At 72.3% G+C, this 22,975-nt stretch carries 18 protein-coding genes and 2 pseudogenes; 5 read left to right on the top strand and 15 right to left on the bottom strand.

Going from position 1 to position 22,975, the window contains the following annotated elements; translation table 11 throughout:
* Positions 1-28 precede the first annotated feature (28 nt).
* The 6 genes and pseudogenes from MTO99_RS00410 to MTO99_RS00385 all read right to left on the bottom strand — a co-directional run bounded on the left by MTO99_RS00410 (position 29) and on the right by MTO99_RS00385 (position 6,678).
* On the bottom strand, positions 29-1,375 hold the full coding sequence (locus MTO99_RS00410; protein ID WP_243555984.1) for a radical SAM protein: 1,347 nt from the start codon (positions 1,373-1,375) through the stop codon (positions 29-31).
* Positions 1,376-1,782: 407 nt separating this feature from the next.
* Positions 1,783-1,920 (bottom strand): annotated as a pseudogene (locus MTO99_RS00405) (hypothetical protein); the annotation flags it as partial.
* A 24-nt stretch (positions 1,921-1,944) separates the two neighbouring features.
* Positions 1,945-2,172 (bottom strand): annotated as a pseudogene (locus MTO99_RS00400) (Rv2578c family radical SAM protein); the annotation flags it as partial.
* Positions 2,173-2,238: 66 nt separating this feature from the next.
* Positions 2,239-4,005, bottom strand: coding sequence for an ABC-F family ATP-binding cassette domain-containing protein (locus MTO99_RS00395; RefSeq protein ID WP_243555982.1), 1,767 nt, complete (start codon positions 4,003-4,005; stop codon positions 2,239-2,241).
* A gap of 288 nt (positions 4,006-4,293) precedes the next feature.
* Positions 4,294-5,004, bottom strand: coding sequence for a 4a-hydroxytetrahydrobiopterin dehydratase (locus tag MTO99_RS00390; protein ID WP_243555980.1), 711 nt, complete (start codon positions 5,002-5,004; stop codon positions 4,294-4,296).
* An 84-nt stretch (positions 5,005-5,088) separates the two neighbouring features.
* Entirely contained in the window at positions 5,089-6,678 is a 1,590-nt protein-coding gene (locus tag MTO99_RS00385) for a malate:quinone oxidoreductase (protein WP_435520777.1), read from the bottom strand.
* 60 nt (positions 6,679-6,738) lie between these two features.
* Here MTO99_RS00385 and MTO99_RS00380 point away from each other — a divergent pair, with 60 nt between their 5' ends.
* From MTO99_RS00380 to MTO99_RS00370, 3 genes are all read left to right on the top strand, one after another.
* Positions 6,739-7,983 (top strand): alanine racemase, encoded by a 1,245-nt coding sequence (locus MTO99_RS00380; protein WP_243555978.1) that lies wholly within the window; start codon positions 6,739-6,741, stop codon positions 7,981-7,983.
* Positions 7,983-9,548 carry an N-acyl-D-amino-acid deacylase family protein gene (locus MTO99_RS00375; protein WP_243555976.1) on the top strand — a complete coding sequence of 522 codons (1,566 nt, stop codon included), beginning with the start codon at positions 7,983-7,985 and terminating at the stop codon, positions 9,546-9,548. The genes MTO99_RS00380 and MTO99_RS00375 overlap by 1 nt, the downstream gene beginning before the upstream one ends.
* A gap of 78 nt (positions 9,549-9,626) precedes the next feature.
* On the top strand, positions 9,627-10,019 hold the full coding sequence (locus MTO99_RS00370; RefSeq protein WP_243555974.1) for a RidA family protein: 393 nt from the start codon (positions 9,627-9,629) through the stop codon (positions 10,017-10,019).
* Positions 10,020-10,116: 97 nt separating this feature from the next.
* Here the strand turns inward: MTO99_RS00370 and MTO99_RS00365 are convergent, their stop codons facing one another.
* Positions 10,117-11,172, bottom strand: a complete 1,056-nt coding sequence (locus MTO99_RS00365; protein ID WP_243555972.1) for an aspartate-semialdehyde dehydrogenase — start codon at positions 11,170-11,172, stop codon at positions 10,117-10,119.
* A 110-nt stretch (positions 11,173-11,282) separates the two neighbouring features.
* Positions 11,283-12,557, bottom strand: a complete 1,275-nt coding sequence (locus MTO99_RS00360) for an aspartate kinase (RefSeq protein WP_243555970.1) — start codon at positions 12,555-12,557, stop codon at positions 11,283-11,285.
* Between the two features lie 156 nt (positions 12,558-12,713).
* Between MTO99_RS00360 and MTO99_RS00355 the strand changes: the two genes are divergently transcribed.
* Positions 12,714-13,205 (top strand): hypothetical protein, encoded by a 492-nt coding sequence (locus tag MTO99_RS00355; protein WP_243555968.1) that lies wholly within the window; start codon positions 12,714-12,716, stop codon positions 13,203-13,205.
* A gap of 28 nt (positions 13,206-13,233) precedes the next feature.
* Here the strand turns inward: MTO99_RS00355 and MTO99_RS00350 are convergent, their stop codons facing one another.
* From MTO99_RS00350 to MTO99_RS00340, 3 genes are all read right to left on the bottom strand, one after another.
* Positions 13,234-13,593 (bottom strand): nuclear transport factor 2 family protein, encoded by a 360-nt coding sequence (locus tag MTO99_RS00350; protein ID WP_243555966.1) that lies wholly within the window; start codon positions 13,591-13,593, stop codon positions 13,234-13,236.
* A gap of 174 nt (positions 13,594-13,767) precedes the next feature.
* Positions 13,768-14,364: a recombination mediator RecR gene (gene recR / locus MTO99_RS00345; RefSeq protein WP_243555964.1), complete on the bottom strand. Its 597-nt coding sequence runs from the start codon at positions 14,362-14,364 to the stop codon at positions 13,768-13,770.
* A 2-nt stretch (positions 14,365-14,366) separates the two neighbouring features.
* Positions 14,367-16,790 carry a DNA polymerase III subunit gamma and tau gene (locus MTO99_RS00340; protein ID WP_243555962.1) on the bottom strand — a complete coding sequence of 808 codons (2,424 nt, stop codon included), beginning with the start codon at positions 16,788-16,790 and terminating at the stop codon, positions 14,367-14,369.
* A gap of 127 nt (positions 16,791-16,917) precedes the next feature.
* Between MTO99_RS00340 and MTO99_RS00335 the strand changes: the two genes are divergently transcribed.
* Positions 16,918-17,298: a TraR/DksA family transcriptional regulator gene (locus tag MTO99_RS00335; protein WP_243555960.1), complete on the top strand. Its 381-nt coding sequence runs from the start codon at positions 16,918-16,920 to the stop codon at positions 17,296-17,298.
* A 106-nt stretch (positions 17,299-17,404) separates the two neighbouring features.
* On the opposite strand, the gene qcrB is transcribed toward MTO99_RS00335, so the two are convergent.
* From qcrB to pta, 4 genes are all read right to left on the bottom strand, one after another.
* A complete protein-coding gene (gene qcrB / locus MTO99_RS00330) occupies positions 17,405-18,961 on the bottom strand; it encodes a cytochrome bc1 complex cytochrome b subunit (RefSeq protein ID WP_243555958.1) in 1,557 nt (518 codons plus the stop codon).
* Between the two features lie 5 nt (positions 18,962-18,966).
* Positions 18,967-19,410 (bottom strand): sigma-70 family RNA polymerase sigma factor family protein, encoded by a 444-nt coding sequence (locus MTO99_RS00325; RefSeq protein WP_243555955.1) that lies wholly within the window; start codon positions 19,408-19,410, stop codon positions 18,967-18,969.
* A gap of 92 nt (positions 19,411-19,502) precedes the next feature.
* Complete coding sequence (locus MTO99_RS00320; protein ID WP_243555953.1) at positions 19,503-20,744, bottom strand: acetate/propionate family kinase; 1,242 nt, start codon at positions 20,742-20,744, stop codon at positions 19,503-19,505.
* 1 nt (position 20,745) lies between these two features.
* Positions 20,746-22,905, bottom strand: a complete 2,160-nt coding sequence (gene pta / locus MTO99_RS00315; RefSeq protein ID WP_243555951.1) for a phosphate acetyltransferase — start codon at positions 22,903-22,905, stop codon at positions 20,746-20,748.
* Between the last annotated feature and the right edge of the window lie 70 nt (positions 22,906-22,975).

Genomic DNA, 22,975 nt, shown 5'->3' with positions numbered 1-22,975 from the left:
TGTGTCGGCGGTGATCGTGTGCGGGGCGTCAGAAGAGGGTCGGCGCGGTGTCGTGCGCGGCCGGTCCGACGGCGCCGGCGGCGGGCGGGGCGAGACCCGGAGCGCCCGGTCGGCCGATGCGCGCGCCGGCCGACCGGGCGGTGAAGCGCACGCCCCCGGTCGCCGGATCTTCGCGCACGCGCACGAGTCCGTGCGCCCGGATGAGCGGGCGGATGCGCTCGGCCAGCCAGTCGCGATACGCCTTCGGCGCGTAGGCCGCCGCCCCCGGATACATCGCCCGGTACTTCGGCACCAGTTCGGGGTGCTCCCGCTCGAGCCACTGCAGGAACCACGGCTTCACCGCGCCCCTGAGGTGCAGCGCCGAGTGGATGACGCCGGTCGCGCCGGCCGCCTTCGCCCGCCGCAGCGCATCGTCGAGATGCGCCCGGGTATCGGTGAGGTACGGCAGGATCGGCATCAGGAACACCGTGCAGTCGAACCCCGCGTCGCGCGCGGCCGTCACCGTCGCGAGTCGGGCATCGGTCGACGGAGTGCCCGGTTCGACCGACCGCTGCAGGTCGTCGTCGTACACGGCGATCGACATCGCGAGGTCGATCGGCACCTGCTGCGAGGCATCCGTCAGCAGCGGCAGGTCGCGCCGCAGCAGCGTGCCCTTGGTGAGGATGCTGAACGGCGTGCCGCTCGAGGCGAGCGCGTCGATGATGCCGGGCATCAGCCGGTACCGGCCCTCGGCACGCTGGTACGGGTCGGTGTTCGTGCCCAGCGCGACCGGGTCGTGCCCCCACGACGGCCGCGCCAACTCGGTGCGCAGCACGTCGGCGACGTTCACCTTCACCACGATCTGCCGGTCGAAGTCGTCGCCCGCGTCGAGATCGAGATACTGATGTGTGGGCCGCGCGAAGCAGTTGTGGCTCACCACGCCCTCCGCGATGAAGTCGCCCGTCGTCGTGGTGATGTCGACGAGCTGCTGCGAGCCGCCCTCGATCGGCTCGATCGACACGACCCGCAGATCGGCGACGGTCTTCACCGCCGCCCCGATGAGCGACAATTTGCGCGTGATCGCCGGCTGCACGATGCCGAAGAAGGCAGAACGCGCCGGCAGCCCGCCGAGCAAGCGGATGTTCGCCACACCGTTGAGCCGCACCGGGTCGCGAATGGAAGCCAGACCGAACCGAGCGAGCCCCCGCTCGATCGACGTGAGGATCTCCTCGTTGGAGTTGCTGAAACGGAGGATGCCACCGCTGCACGACCCCTCGGCATCGAAGACGCCGCTGAGGAAGCCGGCGTCCCATCCTGCCGAGCGCGCGTCGGGCCATGCGATGAGCGATTCGATGGTTTCGACATGCGCACGCTGCGCGGTGCGGATGCCGACCATTCGCCTCCGCGTGGGAGTTGCCGGAGCGAATTCGAACGGGGGAGGTCGATTCCGTACCTGCGCAGGTATCCCCTCGTTCGGTCGAGCGCCTCCAGGTCGGCCAGCGCGAGGCGGAACTGGCTGACACGGTTGATCCCACCGTTCGAACGCCGGTAGTCGCCGCGAAAGACCATGCCATCGCCCCTGATCATGCCGGTGAGGTACCCGAGGGCATAGTCCTCAGAGAAGATCGGGATCTGTGTTCGAGTGCCGGCCCGGCCGAACCCCATGAGACGGTTCGACGTCGTCAGGTAGGGGCGCTGCCCCGCTCCGGACATCGCGCCGGTGACGTGCCTCCAGCCCCGCTCGGTCAGGAATCGGTGGTCACCGCTCGCGATGATCGTCGTGCCGTCGGCCAGGCGAACACGGTAGGCAGGTTTCCGCGTCGTCCATTTCGCGAGGACCTTCGCGGGCGTGTACCGGCGGTACCGGCCGTCGACTCGGGTGCCGAGCACCTCATCACCCACGCGGATGTCACGGAGCCGGCACTCGCGTCCGTCGGCCATCGTGATCATGGTGTCGGGGTGGACACAATAGGCACACGCATGGCTGCAGCCCCGGTAGGGGTTGATCGTCCAGCCGAAGGGCACGTACGACTGGCCCGGCACGCGGTTGAGCGCCGACTTGGCGAGCACTTCGTGGAACGTCATGCCGGCGAACTCGGGCGTCTGCACCGAGCGCACCAGGTTGTTCAGCCGCGCCAGCCCGGGCAGCGCGTCGACCTGCTCGACGCCCAACTCCTGCCCGCTCCACCGCACCCCGACATTCGAACACATGTTCGAATTTCCCGCAACCCGGCGCGCCCGGCACTCCCGGCTCGTCCGTCACGCAGCGACCGACGCGCCCGCCACGCGGCCCGCGTCGAGCCGCAGCTCCTCGCCCGCCCAGCGCCGGCGCAGCCACCGGTCGTGGCTCGCGATCACGACCGCGCCGGGGTAGCCGCCCAGCGCCTCCTCGAGCTCGGTCGCGAGCCCGAGCGACAGGTGGTTCGTCGGCTCGTCGAGCAGGAACACGTGCGGCGGCCGCGCGATCACGAGCGCCAGCGCGAGCCGGCGCTGCTGCCCGGTCGACAGCACGCCGACCGGCCGATCGAGGTCGCGCGGCGCCAGCAGGCCGAACCCCGAGAGCGGCACCTGTTCGGCACGCCGCTCCCCCACCGTGCGCGCGTACAGCGTGCGCGGCGAGGCATCCGGATCGGCGAACCGCACATCCTGCTCGAGCAGGCCGACCCGCAGTCCCTTGCGCAGCGTGACCGTGCCCCGGTCGGGCGCGACGCGCCCGGCGAGCAGGCCGAGCAGCGTCGACTTGCCGGCTCCGTTCGCGCCCGTCACGAGCAGGCGGGTCTCGGGGGCGATCGCGAGCGTGCCGATCACGAGCCGGTCGCCGACCGAGGCATCCGTCACCTGGGCCAGCTGGCCGGATGCCTCGCCGAGCGCGTGCGCACCCGACGGGATGCCCGCGAACTCGAGGGGCGCCGGCGGCTTGCGCACCTGCTCGCGCTCGAGCGTCGCGAGCCGCACCTCGGCGTTGCGCACCCGGCGCGACACCGCCTGGTCGGTGCGCGAGTGCTTGAACTTGGCGATGAACTTGTCGTTGTCGGTCGGTCCGCGGCCGTGCGACACCTGCCGTGCGGTGTCGGCCGCGGCGAGGCGCAGCCGCCGCAGCTCGTCCTGCTCTGCCTCGTACTGCCGCTGCCACCGGTCGCGTTCGTCGGCCTTCACCCGCAGGAACTCCGAGAAGCTCCCGCCGAACACCTGGCCGCCCGCGGACGCGAGACCGTCGGACGGCGACAGGCCGTCCGGCCCTTCGCCCGAACCGGTCCGCGCGAGCGCGAGCGCACCCGCCCGACCCGGGTCGAGGTCGACGAGGCCTGTCGCGACCCGGTCGAGGAACTCGCGGTCGTGGCTCGCGAACACCACCGGTCCGCGCCAGGCGCGCAACCGGGTCTCGAGGAACGCGGCGGTCGCGTCGTCGAGGTGGTTCGTCGGCTCGTCGAGCAGCAGCGCGTCGGGCGCCGCGAGCAGCAGCGCCGCCAGCGCGAACCGGCTGCGCTGACCGCCCGACACCTCGCCGACCGTGCGGTCGGGGTCGATGCCCGAGATGCCGAGGCCCTCGAGCAGTTCGTCGCGGCGCGCGGGCGCCGACCAGACCTCGGCGCGTTCGGCCGCGTCGAGCGCGGCCTGGTACCGAGCGGATGCCGCAGCGGCGGCCTCGCCGTCGTCGTCCGCGTTGCCCGGATCACCGAGCGCCGACGCGGCCGCATCGAGCTCGCGCTCGATGGCCCGCACCTCGGCGAGCGCCCGTTCGAGCACCTCGCCGATGCGATCGCCCGGCCGGTACGGCGGCTCCTGCAGCAGCAGGCCGGTGCGCTCGGGCCGTGCCAGACGGCCGTCGACGACGGCCTGGTCGGCCGAGGTGCCGGCCAGCAGGGCCAGCAGGGTCGACTTGCCGACGCCGTTCTCGCCGATGAGGCCCAGGCGCTGCCCGGGCGAGACGGTGAGGTCGAGGTCGGAGAACACGCGCCGGTCCCCGTAGGCGACGGACAGGCCGTCGGCGCGCAGATGGTCGGAATGGGAAAGACGTACAGCCATGGATGCCCCGTTTCGCGAGCCGGCTCCCGAGACGCCGCGGCACGCGCGGCGCCCCGGGAGCGGAGGATGGATCCCGCCGGGCATTCGCCGTCGACGAATCGGGTGCACGCGAGACTGTCGCGATCAGTGGAAGAGCACACCCGGGGTCAACGGCGCCTCAGGCGCGGGACGATGGGATGTGCTCACTTCATAGCGGGTACGACGGTAGCACGAGGCATCCGATCGCACCAGGGGGTTCGCTGGGAGGACGCTCCATCCGCCGGTCGAGACGCGTGCTCCGCGGCGGCGCTACTCGACCGGCGGCGCCGCGGACACGTCGACGCAGACGACGCCCTCGTTGCCGTCCTGGTCGGCGATCACCGTGAGCCCGGGCGCCTCGCGGTCGTCGACGACGGTACCGCCGGCGGCGAGCGCGGCGGCGATCCGCTGCTCGGCGACGTCGGGCGCCACGTAGACCTCGAGGTGGAACCGCTGACGGGAAGCCTCCCGGTCGTCGCCGTCGCCGAACCACAGGTTCGGCACCCTCCCGGTGGCGTCGCGGATCTCGTCGCTCGGGGTTCCGCGGCCCTGCGACGAGGCGTCGCCGGTGAGCAGGGCGGCCCACACGGGCGCGACGGTCGCCGAGCGGGCCGTGTCGAGGCCGAGCTCGATCTCGCTGACCGATGCCGGGTCGGCGACGAGCCCGAGCTCGGCGGCGATCTCGGTGATCCGTCGCGCGAGGTCGACGTCCTGCTGCGTCACCCATTCCACGACGTACTCGGTGCCGTCGTCGTCGCGGTAGATCGCGTCGTCGCTGACCGCCTCGAGATCGACGTGCCCGGTGCCGATCGATACGCGCGGGTGGTGACCGAGCGCATCGCCCGCCTCGCCCACCGCGACGACGAAGCGTGCCGCGGTCGAGAAGCCGTCGACCAGGTAGCGGGCGTGCACCCCCTGGCCCAGCTTGCGCCAGTCGGCCAGGCCGGCCGCAGCGATCCGATCCCCCGTCAGCATGTCCATGGACGAGGAGTGTAGCCCCGGCTCAGCGCGGCGGCATCAGGCAGATGCGTTCGAGTGCGACGCACTCCGACCGCGAGGGTCGTCTCAGGCCTGCAGCTGCAGCACGCGGGCGGTCTCGGCGAGCGACGCCGCCGCCGCCTTCGGGTCGTCGGACAGCTTCGTGCCGTAGGAGGGGATCATCTCGCGCAGCGTCGGCTCCCAGTCGGCGAACCGGTCGGGGAAACAGCGCTGCAGCACGTCGAGCATGATCGGCGCCGCAGTCGACGCGCCCGGCGAGGCGCCGAGCAGGCCCGCGATGGTGCCGTCGGCGCCCGTGATCACCTCGGTGCCGAACTGCAGCACGCCGCCCTTGTCGCCGTCGCGCTTCATCACCTGCACCCGCTGGCCGGCGGTGATCAGCTCCCAGTCTTCGCGCTTGGCGGTGGGCATGAACTGGCGCAGCGCGTCGAGCTTCTTCTCACGCGTGGCCATCAGCTCGCCGACCAGGTACTTCACGAGGTCGAAGTTGCGGAACGCCACCTGCAGCATGACGCCGAGGTTGTGCGCGCGCACCGAGAACGGCAGGTCGAACCAGGTGCTGCGCTTCAGGAACTTCGGCGTGAACCCGGCGTACGGGCCGAACAGCAGGGCGGTCTCGCCGTCGACGACGCGGGTGTCGAGGTGCGGCACCGACATCGGCGGCGCGCCGACGGCGGCCTTGCCGTACACCTTGGCCCGGTGCTGGGCGACGAGCTTCGGGTTGGTGGTGCGCAGGAACTGCCCCGAGATGGGGAACCCGCCGAACCCCTTGATCTCGGGGATGCCCGAGTGCTGCAGCAGCGCGAGCGCCCCGCCGCCGGCGCCGACGAACACGAACCGGGCGCGCACCTCGGCGGGCGTGTTACCCACGAGTCGGCGCAGCTTCAGCTTCCAGGCGCCGTCCTTCTGGCGCTTCAGCCAGGTGACCTGGGTGTCGGTGACGACCTCACCGCCGCGCGCCTTCAGGTCGTCGAACAGGAACCGGGTGAGCGCGCCGAAGTCGACGTCGGTGCCCGCGGCGATGCGGGTCGCGGCGACCTTCTGCTTCGGGTTGCGCTTCTTGGCGAGCAGCGGGGTCCACTCGGCGATCTCGTCCTGGCGTTCGGTGTACTCGAGCCCGGGGAACAGCGGCTGGTCCTTCAGCGCGTCGACGCGCTTGCGCAGGTACTCGATGTTCTTCGCGCCGTGCACGAACGTCATGTGCGGCGTCGAGTTGATGAACCGGTTCGGCTCGGGCAGCGCACCGGTCGAGACGAGGTGGGCCCAGTACTGGCGGCTGATCTGGAACTGCTCGTTGATCGAGACGGCCTTGGCCGGGTCGACCGAGCCGTCCTTGCCCTCGGGCATGTAGTTGAGCTCGCAGAGGGCGGCGTGGCCGGTGCCCGCGTTGTTCCAGGCGTTCGAGGACTCCTGCGCGACCTCGCCGAGTCGCTCGTAGACCCGGATGCTCCAATCGGGCTGCAAACGCGAGAGCAGGGAGCCGAGCGTGGCGCTCATGATGCCCCCGCCGATCAGCACGACGTCGACGGTTTCCTCTGAATGCACGACTTCCAGTCTATGTCGGCTCGGGCGGCGCCCTTGACCGCGGGGCACCTCCTGCGGTAGCGGGCGACCGCATCGGCCCGGATGCTCCGCCGCGTACACTGACCGTGGCATCCGGCCGTGCGGATGCCGGACCGCCGCGATCGGCGCCCGTCGCGCCGGAGGGAGACCGCCGTGCCGCTATCCGTGGCCGACCTCGACGACATCCGCATCAGCCCGGCCGATACCGGCCTGCCGGCTCGCGCCGCGGGCCTCACCGTCGGCGAGTTCCTCGACACCGAACCGACGCTCGACGAATTCTGGACCCCGCTGCTCGTGCTCGACGACGCCGCGCTCCGCGCGAACGCGCGGGCCATCCAGTCGTGGTGCGACGAGCGCGGCCTCGAGCTCATGCCGCACGGCAAGACCACCATGGCGCCCGCACTGTGGCGGCTGCAGCTCGATGCCGGTGCGACGGGGCTCACCCTCGCCACGCCCGGGCAGGTGCGCACCGCCCGCGCGTTCGGCGTGGCATCCGTCATGCTCGCGAACGCGCTCGTCGCACCGGCCGCGCTCGCCTGGGCGGCCGCGGAACTGGCCGATCCCGGCTTCGAACTGCGGGTCTGGGCCGACTCGATCGACACCGTCGACGCGATGGAGACAGGCCTCGGCGGGCTCGGCGACCTGCCGCGGCCGATCGACGTGCTCGTCGAGCTCGGCGCCCCCGGCGGACGCACGGGCGCACGCACCCTCGACGAGGCGCGGCGCCTCGCCGAACGCATCGCTGCGTCGCCCGTGCTGCGGCTCGCCGGCACCGCCGGCTACGAGGGGGCGCTCGGACACGACCGGTCGACCGGCGCGGTCGCCGCCGTGCGCGGCTACCTCGCCGACCTGGTGCGACTGCACGAGACGATCGCCGGCCTCGCCGACGGCGACCTGCTGCTCACCGCGGGCGGCAGCGCCTACCTCGACTTCGTCGCCGAGGCGTTCGCAGCGCCCGCCGCGCAGACGCCCGGCACCCGGCGCGTGCTGCGTTCGGGTGCCTCGCTCGTGCACGACGAGGGCTTCTACCGCGGCATCTCGCCCATCGACGACCGGCTCACGCCCGCCATGCGCGGCCTCGCGCGGGTCGTCTCGCACCCCGAGCCCGGGCTTGCGCTGCTCGACGGCGGCAAGCGCGACTTCCCGTACGACGAGGGGCTGCCCGTGCCGCTGACGCTCGCCGGAGCCTCCGCGACCGCGTTGAACGACCAGCACACATTCCTCCGCGCCGCCTCCGGCGCGCGCGACGCGACGGGCGCGCTCGACGTCGCCGTCGGCGACGTCGTCGAGCTCGGGCTCTCGCACCCGTGCACCGCGTTCGACAAGCGCCGACTCATCCCCGTCGTCGAGCGGTTCGGCAGCGACCGGGTCGTCGCGCTCGTGCGGACGTTCTTCTGATGCGCGTGCTCATCGCCGGGGTCGTGGCGGTCGACGGCGAGGCATCCGCATCCGACCCCGTCGACGTCGTCGTCGACGACGGGCGCATCGCGGCGGTCACGGCGCGCGGCGAGGCATCCGACCGGGCCGTCGACGTCCGCATCGACGGCGGCGGGCGGATGCTCGTGCCCGGCTTCGTCGATGCGCACTCGCACGCGCTCGGTCGCCTCGGCGACCCCGACGTGCAGCTCGGGCTGCTGCGCCAGGGCATCACCACCGTCATCGGCGGGCAGGACGGCGTCGGCGTCGCGCCCGGCGACGGCGGCTACGCGAGCGAGTACTTCGCCGCGATCGACGGGCCGCACCCCGGCTACCCGGGCGGCGGCGTGGGCGAACTCCTCGCCGCGCTCGACGGTGCGTCGCCGGTGAACGGCGCGTACCTGGTTCCGGCGGGCACGGTGCGCTTCGAGGTGATGGGGCGATCCACGGATGCCGCGGGGCCGCGCGAGCTCGCCGCGATGCGCCGGCTCGTGGCCGACGGGCTCGCCGACGGCGCGGTGGGGCTCTCGACGGGGCTCGACTACGTGCCCGGGCGATTCGCCTCGACCGACGAGATGACCGAACTGGCGCGCGAGGTCGCCGCCGTCGGGGGCGTCGTGGCCTCGCACCTGCGCGGCGGCTACGAATCGGGGTCCGCCGAGGGCGTCGCCGAGCTCGCGGCGATCGCGCGCGGCTCGGGTGCGGCGGTGCACGTGTCGCACTTCCACGCCGAGCCCGAGATCGTCACCGGGCTGATGGACGCCCTGCGCGACGACGGGGTGGATGCCACGTTCGACGCGTACCCGTACACGCGCGGCTGCTCGCTGCTGTCGATGCCGCTGCTGCCGCCCGACCTCTCGGTGCGCCCGACCGGCGAGGTGGTCGCGGCGATCGCCGACCCGGTCGTGCGGGCGCGACTGCTCGACGAATGGTTCCCGAGCGTCGTCGAATACCCGAGCCTCGGGCCCGACTGGCCGTCGATGCTCACCTTCGGGCACATCGCCGCACCCGCGTACGACTGGGCGCACGGGCGCACGATCGCCGCCGCGGCCGGGCGCGCCGGCACGACGCCCGCCGAGCTTGTGCTCGACGTGCTCGCCGCCGCCCGGCTCGAGGTGAACGTCGTCATGGCCGTGCGCTCCGACCGCTCCGACACCCACCTCGCGCGGATCCTCGCGCACCCCGCCGCGATCGGCGGATCGGACGGCATCTGGGTGGGGAAGCATCCGCACCCCCGCGCCCGCGGGACGTTCGCCCGGTATCCGGGCCTGCTCGTCGACGAGCTCGGCTGGGGCGGTGCCGCGGCGCTGTGCTCGACCCGCGCCGTCGACCGCTTCGGCCTCGGCGACCGCGGGCGCGTGCGCGTCGGCGCCGTCGCCGACCTCGCCCTCGTCGACCCCGACCGCATCGCCGACCGGGCCACGTACGAGCATCCGCTCGCGGTCGCCGACGGCATCGACGACGTGCTCGTGGCCGGGGTCCCCGTGCTGCGCCACGGCGAGCTGACCGGAGCGACGCCCGGTCGCGGCATCCGTCACCGTCGCTGACGCGCCCCGCCGCCGACGCAACCTCTAGCCTGTTCAGGAACCCGCCCCACCGCGCATCGCACAGCAAGGAGCCGCGAAATGCCGAAGACCGCCGTCACCCTCTCGAACGCACCGAAGCCCGCCGGGCCGTACAGCCACGGCGTCGTCGCGAACGGATTCCTGTTCACCGCCGGATTCGGGCCGCAAGACCCGGCCACCGGGCAGGTCGTCGAGGGCGGAGTCGCCGAGCAGACCCGGCAGGTGCTGCGCAACATCGGCGCGGTGCTCGCCGAGCACGACCTCACGTTCGACGACGTCGTGAAGGTCACCGCGCACCTCGAAGACCTCGCCGACTTCGCCGAGTACAACACCGCCTACGCCGAGTTCTTCAGCGAACCGTTCCCCGTGCGCACGACGGTGGGGTCGCGGCTGGCGAACATCCTCGTCGAGATCGACGTCGTCGCGGCCCTGCCGCAGCCGACCGGTCTGTAGGACATTCCGCCGTTCGTAGGACGCAGGGGCGCCCTCGCGTCCTCCGAACGGCGAAATGTCCCGCACACCGCGGAATGCCCGAACGGCGGGCGTGAGCTCAGACCGCGGCCGGCAGCTTCGCCGCGACCAGCTCGGCGATCTGCACCGCGTTCAGCGCGGCGCCCTTGCGCAGGTTGTCGTTCGAGACGAACAGCACGAGGCCGCGGCCCTCGGGGGCCGACTGGTCGCGGCGGATGCGGCCGACGTAGCTCGGGTCGGTTCCGGCGGCCTGGAGCGGCGTCGGGATGTCGCTCAGCACGACGCCCGGAGCATCCTGCAGGATCTCGGCCGCACGCTCGGGCGAGATGTCGTTCGCGAACTCTGCGTGGATCGACAGCGAGTGGCCCGTGAACACCGGCACGCGCACGCACGTGCCCGCGACCCGCAGACCCGGCAGCTCGAGGATCTTGCGGCTCTCGTTGCGCAGCTTCTTCTCTTCGTCGGTCTCGAGATCGCCGTCGTCGACGATCGAACCCGCGAGCGGCACGACGTCGAACGCGATCGTGCGCGGGAACTTCTCGGCGTCGGGGAACGACACGGATGACCCGTCGTGCACGAGCGAGCGCGGGTCCTGCTCGACCGCGGCCCTGGCCTGCTGGTAGAGCTCCTCGCCGCCGGCGAGCCCGGCACCCGACACGGCCTGGTAGGTCGAGATGACGAGCCGCTCGAGCCCGGCCTCCTCGTGCAGGGGCTTCAGCACGGGCATCGCCGCCATCGTGGTGCAGTTCGGGTTCGCGATGATGCCCTTCACCGCCTCGTCGATGGCGTGCGGGTTCACCTCGGAGACGACGAGCGGCACCTCGGGGTCCATGCGCCAGGCGCTCGAGTTGTCGATGACGGTGACGCCGGCCGCCGCGAACCGGGGCGCCTGCGCCTTCGAGGTCGCGCCGCCCGCGGAGAAGATCGCGATGTCGAGCCCCGTGGGGTCGGCGGTCTCGGCGTCCTCGACGACGACGTCCTCGCCCTTCCACGGCAGCGTCGTGCCCGCCGACCGCGCCGACGCGAAGTAGCGAATGGATGCCACGGGGAACTCGCGCTCCTCCAGCAGCCGCCGCACCACCGCGCCGACCTGCCCGGTCGCCCCGACGACGCCGATGTTCACTCCGTTGCCCACGTTCGCTCCTCCATCGCCCGGCCGCACGCGACCGGGAAGTCCTCGTTCCATTGTCCCCGCTGCGGGCGCGCGTGACGCCCGATGGCGGGAGGTTGGCAGGAAACCGCCCGTCAGCGACCGGTGCCGGCGTACACCACGGCTTCGGTGTCGCCGTCGAGCTCGAACGCCGCGTGCACCGCACGCGCCGCGTCGTGCACGCTGTCGGCCCGGGTCACGACGGAGATGCGGATCTCGCTCGTCGAGATCATCTCGATGTTGATGCCGGCCTGGTACAGCGCCTCGAACAGCTTCGCCGACACCCCCGACGCCGACCGCATCGCGGCGCCGACCAGCGACAGCTTGCCGATCTGGTCGTCGTACTGCAGCGACTCGAAGCCGACCTGGTCCTGCACGCTGCCGAGCGCCGACAGCGCCTTCTCGCCGTCGGACTTCGGCAACGTGAACGAGATGTCGGTGCGACCGGTCGCCGCAGCCGACACGTTCTGCACGATCATGTCGACGTTCGCGTTGGCGTTCGCGACGATCTTGAAGATCGCGGCCGCCGCGCCCGGCTTGTCGGGCACGCCGACGATGGTGATCTTGGCCTCGGAGAGGTCGACGGCGACGCCGGCGATGACGGAATCTTCCACAGCAGCTCCTTCGGGGCTTCGCGAGGGGTCGTAGACGATGGTGCCCTCGGAGTTGTTGAACGACGACCGCACGTGCAGCGTCACGCCGTGCCGGCGGGCGTACTCGACGGCGCGGATGTGCAGCACCTTCGCCCCCGAGGCGGCGAGCTCGAGCATCTCTTCACTCGTGATGCGGTCGAGCTTGCGGGCGCGCTTCACGACCCGCGGGTCGGACGTGAACACGCCGTCCACGTCGGTGTAGATCTCGCACACGTCGGCGTTCAGCGCCGCCGCGAGGGCGACCGCCGTCGTGTCGCTGCCGCCGCGGCCGAGCGTGGTGATGTCGCGCGATTCGCGGCTGAAACCCTGGAACCCCGCGACGATGACGATGGCGCCGTCGTCGAGCGCCTCCTGCAGGCGCACCGGGGTGACGTCGACGATGCGTGCGGCGCCGTGCGTGGCATCCGTGATCATGCCCGCCTGGCTGCCCGTGAAGCTGCGCGCCTCGTGGCCCATCGCCTTGATCGCCATCGCGAGCAGCGCCATCGAGATGCGCTCGCCCGCCGACAGCAGCATGTCGAGCTCGCGCGGCGCCTGGATCGGCGTGACGTCGTTCGCGAGGTCGAGGAGTTCGTCGGTCGTGTCGCCCATCGCGGAGACCGCCACGACCACGTCGTTGCCCGCCTTGCGGGTCTCGACGATGCGCTTGGCGACCCGCTTGATGCTCTCAGCGTCGGCGACGGACGATCCGCCGTACTTCTGCACGATCAAGCTCACGTGGTCTCCTGGGGACTGGATTCGCGGCGAGGGACGGATGCCACGGGCAATCGGATGCCACGAGGCGGCGCCGCGGCACCATCTTACGGCGGCCCGGCATACCCCCTCCGCCATGTGACATCGCCCGCCCGCGCACCGCGCCGATAGCATGCCCGCATGGGGGAGCTCACCGACGCGTGGAGCGAGTTCAACGTCGCGATGCTGGGCGCGACGGCCGCGCTCGCGGGCCTGGTCATCGTCGCGATGTCGGTGAACATCGCCGAGATCATGAAGGCGCCGTCGCTGCCCGCCCGTGCGGCGGCGGCGCTCGCCGCGCTGATGGCGGCGATCATCGTGACGGCCGTCGGACTCGTGCCCGACCAGCCCGTCGTGGCCTACGGAGTCGAAGTGCTGTTCGCGGGCCTTCTGGCGGCGGTGTTCGAGTACCGCGCGACGCGGCTGATCTACGCGCAGGGCGGGGAGTTCGGCCCGCGCTGGGCGAAGGCGGCCGTGGGCTGGCTGCCGGTGACGCTCTTCCTGTTGGGCGCGGTACTCGTGTTCGCGGGGTCTCCGGCAGCGGCGCTCGGATGCCTCGCGGCCGCGTCGATCCTCGCGATCGGCTCGGCCGTGCTGCACGCGTGGATCGTGCTCGTCGAGGTGCTCCGCTGAGACGGATGCCCCGGGCGGGCGCCGCGGCTCAGGCGCCGTGCGGCCTCGGCATGTACCACTCGGTGTACTCGCGCGCACGACCGTCGTCGCCGAATCGGATGATCCACAGGTTCAGGTAGTCGCGATCCGCCGGGTACTCGGTGCGCCCCTGGATGAGCGCCAGTTCGAGCGTCTCGTGCAGGATCCTCCAGTCGAACGCCCACGTCCCCGACTCGTCGCGATCCTCGAGCCATCCGGCCACGATCTCGTCGCGCCCGCGCCGGGCCTTGGCGTCCGGAGCGGTGAGGTAGACGGCGTCGTCGCTGAAGAGCGCGGCGATGTCGGCCGGATCGTTCGTCTCCCACGCGCGGATGTACCCTGCGACCCATTCGGCGGCTCTGCTCGGCATGCGCCCAGTCCACCCGGGCGGAGCATCCGCGTCAAGGCCCGGCGGAGAAGCCGCGCGCGCAGTCCTCTCTCCGCCGTTCGGACGCGTTTCGGCGCCCGCGTCGCGGGTGGACACGCCGAAACGCGTCCGAACGAGGGGTTCGAGACGCGCCCGGCCGACTCGCAGGGGGTCGGGTCAGCCGACGGCGCGGCGACCCTCGAACGCGCGACCGAGGGTCACCTCGTCGGCGTACTCGAGGTCGCCGCCGACGGGCAGGCCCGACGCGAGGCGGGTCACCGCGATCTCGAGTGTGGTGAGCATACGGCTGAGGTACGTCGCCGTGGCCTCGCCCTCGAGGTTCGGATCGGTGGCGATGATGACCTCGCGCACCGTGCCGTCGGCGAGCCGCTGCATGAGCTGGCGGATGCGCAGCTGGTCGGGGCCGATGCCGTCGATGGGGCTGATCGCCCCGCCGAGCACGTGGTACAGCCCGCGGAACTCGCGCGTGCGCTCGATCGCCACCACGTCTTTGGCCTCTTCGACGACGCAGATGAGCGTGGGGTCGCGTCGCGGGTCGCGGCAGATCGAGCAGGTGACCTCTTGCGAGACGTTGCCGCAGATCTCGCAGAAGCGCACCTTGTCGCGCACCTCGAGCAGGATCTCGGCGAGCCGGGTCACGTCGAAGTGCTCGGTCTGCACGATGTGGAACGCGATGCGCTGCGCCGACTTCGGCCCGATGCCCGGCAGCCGGCCGAGTTCGTCGATCAGCTCTTGGACGATGCCCTCGTACACGGCTACCTCCGCTCGCCGAAGCCGGTGCCGGGCACCTCGACCTCTTCGAGGAACCGGGCGCCGAGCACCTCGCGCACGACCGCCTCGCCGTAGCGCTGCACGCCGCGCGGCTCGGCGACGGGCGCGGGCGCCGCGTCGATCACGACCTCGGGCGGGGGCCCGGGGTCGAACGGCGGCTCGTCGTCTTCGGGCGGGGCGTCGGCGTCGCTCGGCACCTCATCGGGTGCGTCGCGCACGGCGGTCGCGGTCGCGGTCGAGCTCGTGGCGGCTTCGGTCGCCGGCGCGGATGCGACGGGGCCGCTGCCTGCGCCGATCGGCTCGGCGTGCTCGGGCGGGTCGGTCGGAATCGCGACGGTCGCCCACGACGAGACGGCGCCCGCCACGACGGCCGACGACGAGCCGGCGCCGCGAGCGGGTGCGGCGGCACCGGCGGGCGCCCTGCGGGCCGGAGTTGCACCGGCCGGAGTTGCACCGGCCGGAGCTGCACCGGCCGAAGCTGCACCGGCAGGAGCTCTACCGGCCGAAGCCGCACCGGCAGGGGCATTACCGGCAGGAGCCTTGCCGGCCGGAGCGCCGGCGGGCGCCCCGCCGTCGGGCGCCCCGCGGGACGACGAGCCGGTCTCGGCACGCGTCGAAGACGCAGCGGACGCGGCGGAAGCCGGCTCCGCGGCGGCGGGCGCCGGCGACGTCTCAGCGGGGGCCGACGCGGCCGGCTCGGCGGGCGGCGCCACGGACGCCTCGGCCGCCGCCGGCTCGCCGGGACCCTCGGCCTTCGCGATGAACTTCACTCGCACGCCGAGCACCTCGGCGATCGCATTGCGCAGCAGCTCGCTCACGCTGTTGCCCGGCGAGCCGCGGAAGCTCGCGACATCCGCCTCGCTCGGGAACGCGAGCACGAGCACGTCGCCGTCGCGGTACTCGCGCACCTGCGCGGTGAAGGCCACCATCCATGCCGAGCGCTTGGTGCGCTGCAGCAGGGCGAGCACCTCAGGCCAGGCGTCGCGAACCTGTGCCAGCGTGACCGGGCCCACCGGCGCGGGCCGCGGCGTCGTGGCCGGGCCGGGCTGCGCGGACGGGGCGCTCGGGGTCGGGGCGCTCGGGGTCGGGGCGCTCGACGCCGGTGCCGACACGTCGGAGGCCGTCGCAGCGGGCGGAGCGGCGTCGGCCCCGGCGACCGCGACCGGTTCGACCGGCGCAGGTGGCGCAGCCGCCACCGGCGGCGCGTCGCTCACCCGCCCCGCTGCGCTCGAGGGCGCCCCGTCGACGCCGACCCGACGCTCGAGCCGCTCGACACGGGCGAGGGCTCCGCGAGCGCTGTCGTCGATCGCGGGCACGAGCACGCGGGCGAGCATGAGTTCGAGGTGCAGTCGCGGCGAGGTCGCGCCCGTCATCTCGGTCAGGGTCTGACTCACCAGGTCGGCCACACGCGACAGCTCGGCCGCGCCGAACAGCGTCGCCTGCGACCCCATGCGCGCGAGTTCGTCGGCGGGGATGCCGCGCAGCACCGCCGCGGCGGCCTCGGGCGACGACGCGGCGACCACGATGAGGTCGCGCAGCCGTTCGAGCAGATCCTCGACGAAGCGACGTGGGTCCTGCCCGGTCTGCACCACCCGGTCGGCTGCGGCGAACGCGGCCGCCGCGTCGTTCGCGCCGATCGCATCGACGACCTCGTCGAGCAGCGCGCCGTGCGTGTAGCCGAGCAGCGCCACCGCGCGCTCGTAGTCGATGGTCGAGCCCTCGGAACCGGCCATGAGCTGGTCGAGCAGGCTCAGCGTGTCGCGCGGTGAGCCGCCCCCGGCCCGCACGACGAGCGCGAGCACGCCGGGTTCGACCGCGATGCCCTCGTCGTCGCAGAGCTGCTGGACGTACTCGAGCATGGGCGCGGGCGGCACCAGCCGGAACGGGTAGTGGTGCGTGCGCGAGCGGATCGTGCCGAGCACCTTGTCGGGCTCGGTGGTGGCGAAGATGAACTTCACGTGCTCGGGCGGCTCTTCGACGATCTTCAGGAGCGCGTTGAACCCGCCCGAGGTCACCATGTGCGCCTCGTCGATGATGAAGATCTTGTACCGGTCGCGGGCGGGGGCGAAGATCGCCCGTTCGCGCAGGTCGCGGGCGTCGTCGACGCCGCCGTGGCTCGCCGCGTCGATCTCGACGACATCGAGCGAACCGCCCCCGCTCCGCGAGAGCTCGACGCAGCTCGGGCAGGTGCCGCACGGCGAGTCGGTCGGACCCTCGACGCAGTTCAGGCAGCGCGCGAGGATGCGAGCCGAGGTGGTCTTGCCGCAGCCTCTCGGACCGCTGAAGAGGTACGCGTGGTTCACCCGGTCGGTGCGCAGCGCGGTCATGAGCGGCTCGGTCACCTGGGACTGGCCGATCATCTCGGCGAACGTCTCTGGCCGGTAGCGGCGATACAGGGCGGTGACCACGGGTCCATGCTAGTTGCCGCGTCCGACACCGCTTCCGCAACCCCAGGGGGTACTCTGCAAGGCACGCGGTGTCGACGCCGGCATCGCCGCCACGCCGCCAGTGCGCGGCTGGGAGGGAGGGCCCAGCATGTCGATGACCCGCAGCTTCACCACGAGCCGCATCGAGAAGTTCGAGCGGCTGCTGCGCGCCGAGGAGGCCGAGGCGGAGTCGCGTCTCGCCGAGCACCGCGAGGGCATCAGCGAGGTGCGCGCGGCGAGATCGGATGCCTCGGCCGACGACGAGCACGACCCCGAGGGCCCCACCATGACCCAGGAGTGGTCGCAGCGGTCGGCGGTGCTCGCCGACGCCGAACACGAGCTCGCCGACGTGCGCCGCGCGCTCGCCCGCCTCGCCGAGGGCAGCTACGGCGTGTGCGAGCGCTGCGGCAAGGCGATCACGGTCGCCCGTCTCGAGGCCCGCCCGACGGCCACCCTCTGCATCGACTGCGCACGCCTCATCGTGCACTGACCGCCGACGCTCGCCGGCCGCCGCCCATCCCCCGAAGGCGCGGAGGAGCAGCGGGCTCGCCCCGAGCACTCCGTAGAGGGCGGCGCAGCCCGGCCAGCGGGAAGCGCTACTCGGGCAGCGGCGGGCGCGGCGGGGCGGCGAGCCGGTCCTCGAAGAACAGCCCGAAGAGGGCGCCGCGGATCCGCGAGCCCCGCGGGCGTTCGGGTGCGGTCCCGCGATCGATGAGCCGCCACCGCTCCTCCTCGGTGAGCGGGGCGTGCACCTCCGCGTACTCGCCGCCGGGCAGCCGCACGATACGCCCGGTCTCGTACCCGTGCAGCACGAGTTCCCGGTCCTTCCGCTGCAGCGCGAGGCACACCCGCCTCGCCACGTCGAACCCGACCAGGGGGCCTGCCACGACGAGCACTCGGAACATCCAGATCGTCGCCTCGAGTCCCACCTGGAAGTGCGTCGCGATCAGGTCGGCGCTCGCCGCACCCCACAGGGCGCCGTAGAACACGATCGCCGCCACGCCGATGCCCGTGCGACCGGGGGCGTTCCTGGGCCGGTCGAGGAGGTGGTGTTCGCGTCGGTCTCCGGTGATCCAGGCCTCGAGGAACGGATACACCGCGACGAGCGCGAGGAACACGCCGACGACGAGCAACGGCACGATGACGGCGAGGGTCCAGGTGCGGGAGAACCACTCGACCTCCCACCCCGGAGGCACGAGGCGCAGGGCGCCGTCGAGGAACCCCGTGTACCAGTCGGGCTGGCTTCCGGCCGACGCATCCGCCGGCGATGACGGACCGAACAGCCACACCGGCGCGACCGTGACGGTCGCCGCGAACCCGAGGATGAGGCCGACGACGATGAGGAAGAGCGCACCGGCGCGCACCGCCAGTTGCGGGAGCAGCGGCAGACCGACGGCGTTGCCCTCGGTGCGGCCCGGCCCCGCGAACTGCGCGGGCCCGTGCCGGAAGGCGAGACGGATGCGCAGCGCCAGGAAGAGGACGAGGCCTGCGGGTGCGATCAGGATGTGCACGGGAGCGAGATGCTCGATGATCTGCCCGGGGAACTCACCGCCGAACAGCAGGGCCGACAGCCAGGTGCCGACGACCGGGATGCCCAGCACGATCCCCTCGACGATGCGCAGCCCCGTGCCCGACAGCAGGTCGTCGGGCAGCGCGTACCCGCTCCACCCGGCGAGGAGCGCCATCAGGAACACCAGGAACAGCAGCACCCAGCTCCACTGCCGCGGGCGGCGGAACGCGCCGGTGAAGAAGGTCACCAGCAGCTGCATGATGAGCGCGGCCGGCAGCAGCAGGCCCGCCCAGTGGTGCGCCTGACGCATCAGCAACCCGCCGGGCACCTCGAACGAGAGGAACAGGGTCGATTCGAGCGCCTTCGACATCTCGACGCCGCGCAGCGGCGCGTAGCTTCCCGAGTACACGACCGGTTCGCTCGAGGGCGTGTAGAAGAACGTGAGGAAGACGCCGGTGACGAACAGCACGACGATGCAGGCCATGGCCACGACGCCGAACAGGTTCGACCAGTGCAGCGGCACCGCGCGACCGCGGAGCTCGGCGACGGTTGCTCGCGTGCGCTCGGCGGCGGCCGTGGAGCGCACCGCGTGCGACAGGCGGTCGGTGAGCGACGAGCGGGATTCGGGCGCGTGGACGGGCATGGCGATCACACCCGGTTCCAGTGCCGCAGCACGTCCGGATGCACCCGGATCCAGACGACGCTGACGAGCGCGCCGGTGAAGTCCACGCTGATCAGCGCGGTGGCCTCCCCCGCCTGCGTGACGAGCAGACCCGCCTGGCCGTTGACCGAGCGCTCGACGATGCGCCGGTCGGCCCGCGCCGCCATGCCGTGCACGAGCACCGTGATCGCGTCGCGCGTGCCCTGCACCACGCGCGCTCGGGAACGGCCCGGCTCGCGGGATTCGACGACGACGCGCACATCGGGATCCAGTGCCGCCTCCAGGCGGCCGACATCGCCCGCCTCCGCGGCGACGCGGAACGCGCGCACCGCCCGGTAGCGCATCGGGCGGGCCGCCCATTCCCACGCCGCCGCCCACGGCGTGCGCCCGGTCGGGCGACGGGTTCCGATGTCGTTCGAGATCGCGGTCATGTCACTGCCCTCCACACACTGAGACACGGTGGACGGCGGCGATGTGACACCCGGCCGGACGACGGGCGTGCGCGCGGGGCGCGCGAGGGCGATCAGGCGGTGACGACCGCCTGGGTCTGGCGGGCGATCTCGAGCTCTTCGTCGGTCGGCACGACGAGCACCTCGACCTTCGACGCGTCGGATGAGATACGACGTGCGCCGCGTGACCGCGACGCGTTGCGCTCGGGGTCGAGTACGACGCCGAACCCCTCGAGGCCCGCGAGCGCCCACTCGCGCACGCGCGCCGAGTTCTCGCCCACGCCGGCGGTGAACGCGATCGCATCCACCCGGCCGAGCTGGACCGCGTACGCCCCGATGTACGAACGGATGCGGTGCGTGTACACCTCGAACGCGAGCGTCGCGTGCGGGTCGCCGTCGTCGACCGCCTGCTCGAGGTCGCGCATGTCGGCGTGCCCGCCGAGGCCGAGCACCCCGCTGCGCTTGTTCAGCAGGTCGTCGAGACCGTCCGCGTCGAGCCCGGCCCGGCGCTGCAGGTGCAGCAGCACCGCCGGGTCGATGTCGCCCGACCGGGTGCCCATCACGAGCCCCTCGAGCGGTGTCATGCCCATGCTCGTCTCGACCGAGCGCCCGCCCGACACCGCGCACACGGATGCCCCGTTGCCGAGGTGCAGCACGATGGTGCGCACCTCCTCGACCGGCCGGCCGAGGAACTCGGCCGTCGCGCGCGAGACGAACCGGTGCGACGTGCCGTGGAACCCGTACCGGCGCACCCGGTGCTTCGCCGCCAGTTCGCGGTCGATCGCGTAGGTGTACGCCGCCGGGGGCATGGTCTGGTGGAACGCCGTGTCGAACACCGCCACGTGCGGCACGTCGGGGAACGCGCGCTGCGCCGCCACGATGCCCTCGAGGTTGGCCGGGTTGTGCAGGGGTGCGAGCGCCGACAGCTCGTCGATGTTGATCTTCACGAGGTTGGTGATCACGGTCGGTTCGAAGAACCGCGCACCGCCCTGCACCACCCGGTGGCCTACCGCGATCGGCGGCAGGTCGTCGAGCGACGGCCCGTGCTCGCGGAACGCCTCGAGCATCACGCCGAAGCCGACGGTGTGGTCGGGGATGGGCAGTTCGCGCACCCATTCGGATGCCTCGGATGCCTCGGACCGGTCGGATGCCTCGGACCGGTCGGATGCCTCGGGCGACGCCTTGTGCACCGCACGCCCCTCGCCCTGCCCGATGCGCTCGACCAGTCCGCTCGCGAGCGTGCGCGAAGCATCCACATCGATGAGCTGGTACTTGAACGAGCTGGAGCCCGAGTTCACGACCAGGACGATGCCCATCTCACGCCTCCGCGGCCTGGATCGCGGTGATCGCGACCGTGTTCACGATGTCCTGCACGAGCGCGCCCCGCGACAGGTCGTTGACCGGTTTGCGCAGCCCCTGCAGCACCGGCCCGATCGCGACCGCGCCCGCCGAACGCTGCACCGCCTTGTACGTGTTGTTGCCCGTGTTGAGGTCGGGGAAGATGAACACCGTCGCCCGCCCCGCGACATCCGACCCGGGCAGTTTCGTGCGCGCGACCGCCGCGTCCACCGCCGCGTCGTACTGGATCGGGCCCTCGACCGCGAGCTCGGGCGCGCGTTCGCGCACGAGCGCCGTGGCCTGGCGCACCTTGTCGACGTCGGCGCCCGACCCCGACTCCCCCGTCGAGTACGACAGCATCGCGACGCGCGGCTCGATGCCGAACTGCACCGCCGTACGCGCCGACGACACGGCGATGTCGGCGAGCTGCTCGGCCGTCGGATCGGGCACCACCGCGCAGTCGCCGTAGACGAGCACCCGGTCGGCCAGTGCCATGAGGAACACGCTCGACACCACGCCCACATCGGGCCGCGTCTTGATCACCTCGAACGCCGGGCGGATCGTGTGCGCCGTCGTGTGCGACGCGCCCGACACCATGCCGTCGGCCAGTCCCAGCTCGACCATCATCGTGCCGAAGTACGAGACATCCGTCACCTTCTCGCGCGCCTGCTCGAGCGTGACCCCCTTGTGGGCGCGCCGCTCGCGATACGCCTCGGCGAACTTCGCGACGTACACCGCGTCGTGGTTCGACACGACGTTCGCCCGCGAGATGTCGAGGCCGAGGCCGATCGCGCGCGAGCGCACCTCGATCTCCTCACCGAGGATCGTCAGGTCGGCCACTTCGCGCTTCAGCAGGGTCGCGGCCGCCCGCAGGATGCGGTCGTCGTCGCCCTCGGGCAGCACGATGTGCTTGCGCGCCTGGCGCGCACGCTCGAGCAACTGGTACTCGAACATCAACGGCGTGACCACGTCGGTCGTGGCGACGTCGAGCAGGTCGAGCAGGGCTGCCGCATCGACGTGCTGTTCGAAGAGCGCGAGCGCGGTGTCGCGCTTGCGCTGCGACTCGGCGGCGAGCGTGCCGCGCGCCTGGGTGATCGCGACGGCGGTGGCGTAACTGCCGAGGTCGGTGCGGATGATCGGCAGCTTCGCGCGCAGCCCCTCGATGAGCCGCTCGATCGTCTCGGAGAGCGGGAACCCGCCGTTCAGCACGATGCCCGAGATCGACGGGAACGTCGCCGAGGAGTGCGCCGTGAGCACGCCGAGCAGCGCCTCGCTGCGGTCGCCGGGGATCACCACGACCGAGCCCTCGATGAGCCGGGTCAGGATGTTCTCCATCGACATCGCCGCGATCACCACCCCGAGCGCTTCACGGTTGAGCAGCTCGTCGTCGCCCGAGAGCAGCTCACCGTCGACCGCCCGCATGATGGTGCGCATCGACGGGGCGACGAGGTACCGGTCTTCGGGGATCGCCCACACGTGCACGCCCGACGGCGGGTCGGCCGTCTCGGCGCCCGTGGCCCCGGCCTCGATGCGGGCCGCGGTGCGCACGCTGCCGATGATCTCGTCGAGCCGGTCGGGGTCGGCCCGGTTCGCGACGATGCCGAGCAGGGTGGCGTGCTCGCGGGCGAGCTCGCCGACCGCGAGCTCGGTGAGCTGGGCCAGCTGATCGGGCGTGCGCGGTTCGGCGAACCCGAGCTGCTCGCTGCGGCCTCGGCCCTCGGACACCCGCCCGCCGATCACGAGCAGCACGGGAGTGCCGAGGTTGGCCGCGATGCGCGCGTTGAACCACAGCTCGGTGGGGCTGCCGACGTCGGTGTAGTCGGTGCCGACGATGACGACCGCGTCGCACTTCGCCTCGACGGCCTTGAACCGCCGCACGATGGTGGCGAGCGCGGCCTCGGGGTCGGCGTGCACGGTCTCGTAGTCGACGCCGATGGCCTCGTCGTACTCGATCGGCACGACGCCGTCGTGTGCGAGCAGCAGGTCGAGCACGTAGTCGCGCTCGTCGGTCGACCGGGCGACCGGCCGGAAGACGCCGACGCGGGTCGCACGCCGGGCGAGGGTGTCGAGGGTGCCGAGCGCGATCGTGGACTTGCCCGTGTTCCCCTCGGCGGAGCAGATGTAGATGCTGTGCGCCACGGCCCCAGCCTATTGGGCGCGGGCAGCCCTCGCGCGGTTCGATCGACTCGATTCGTTGACTCGAGGTCAG

Source organism: Agromyces larvae (assembly GCF_022811705.1).
In the GTDB taxonomy this organism is placed as follows: Bacteria; Actinomycetota; Actinomycetes; order Actinomycetales; family Microbacteriaceae; genus Agromyces; species Agromyces larvae.
Note: the sequence above shows the minus strand (reverse complement) of the source record. Positions and strands in the feature narration are given on the sequence as shown.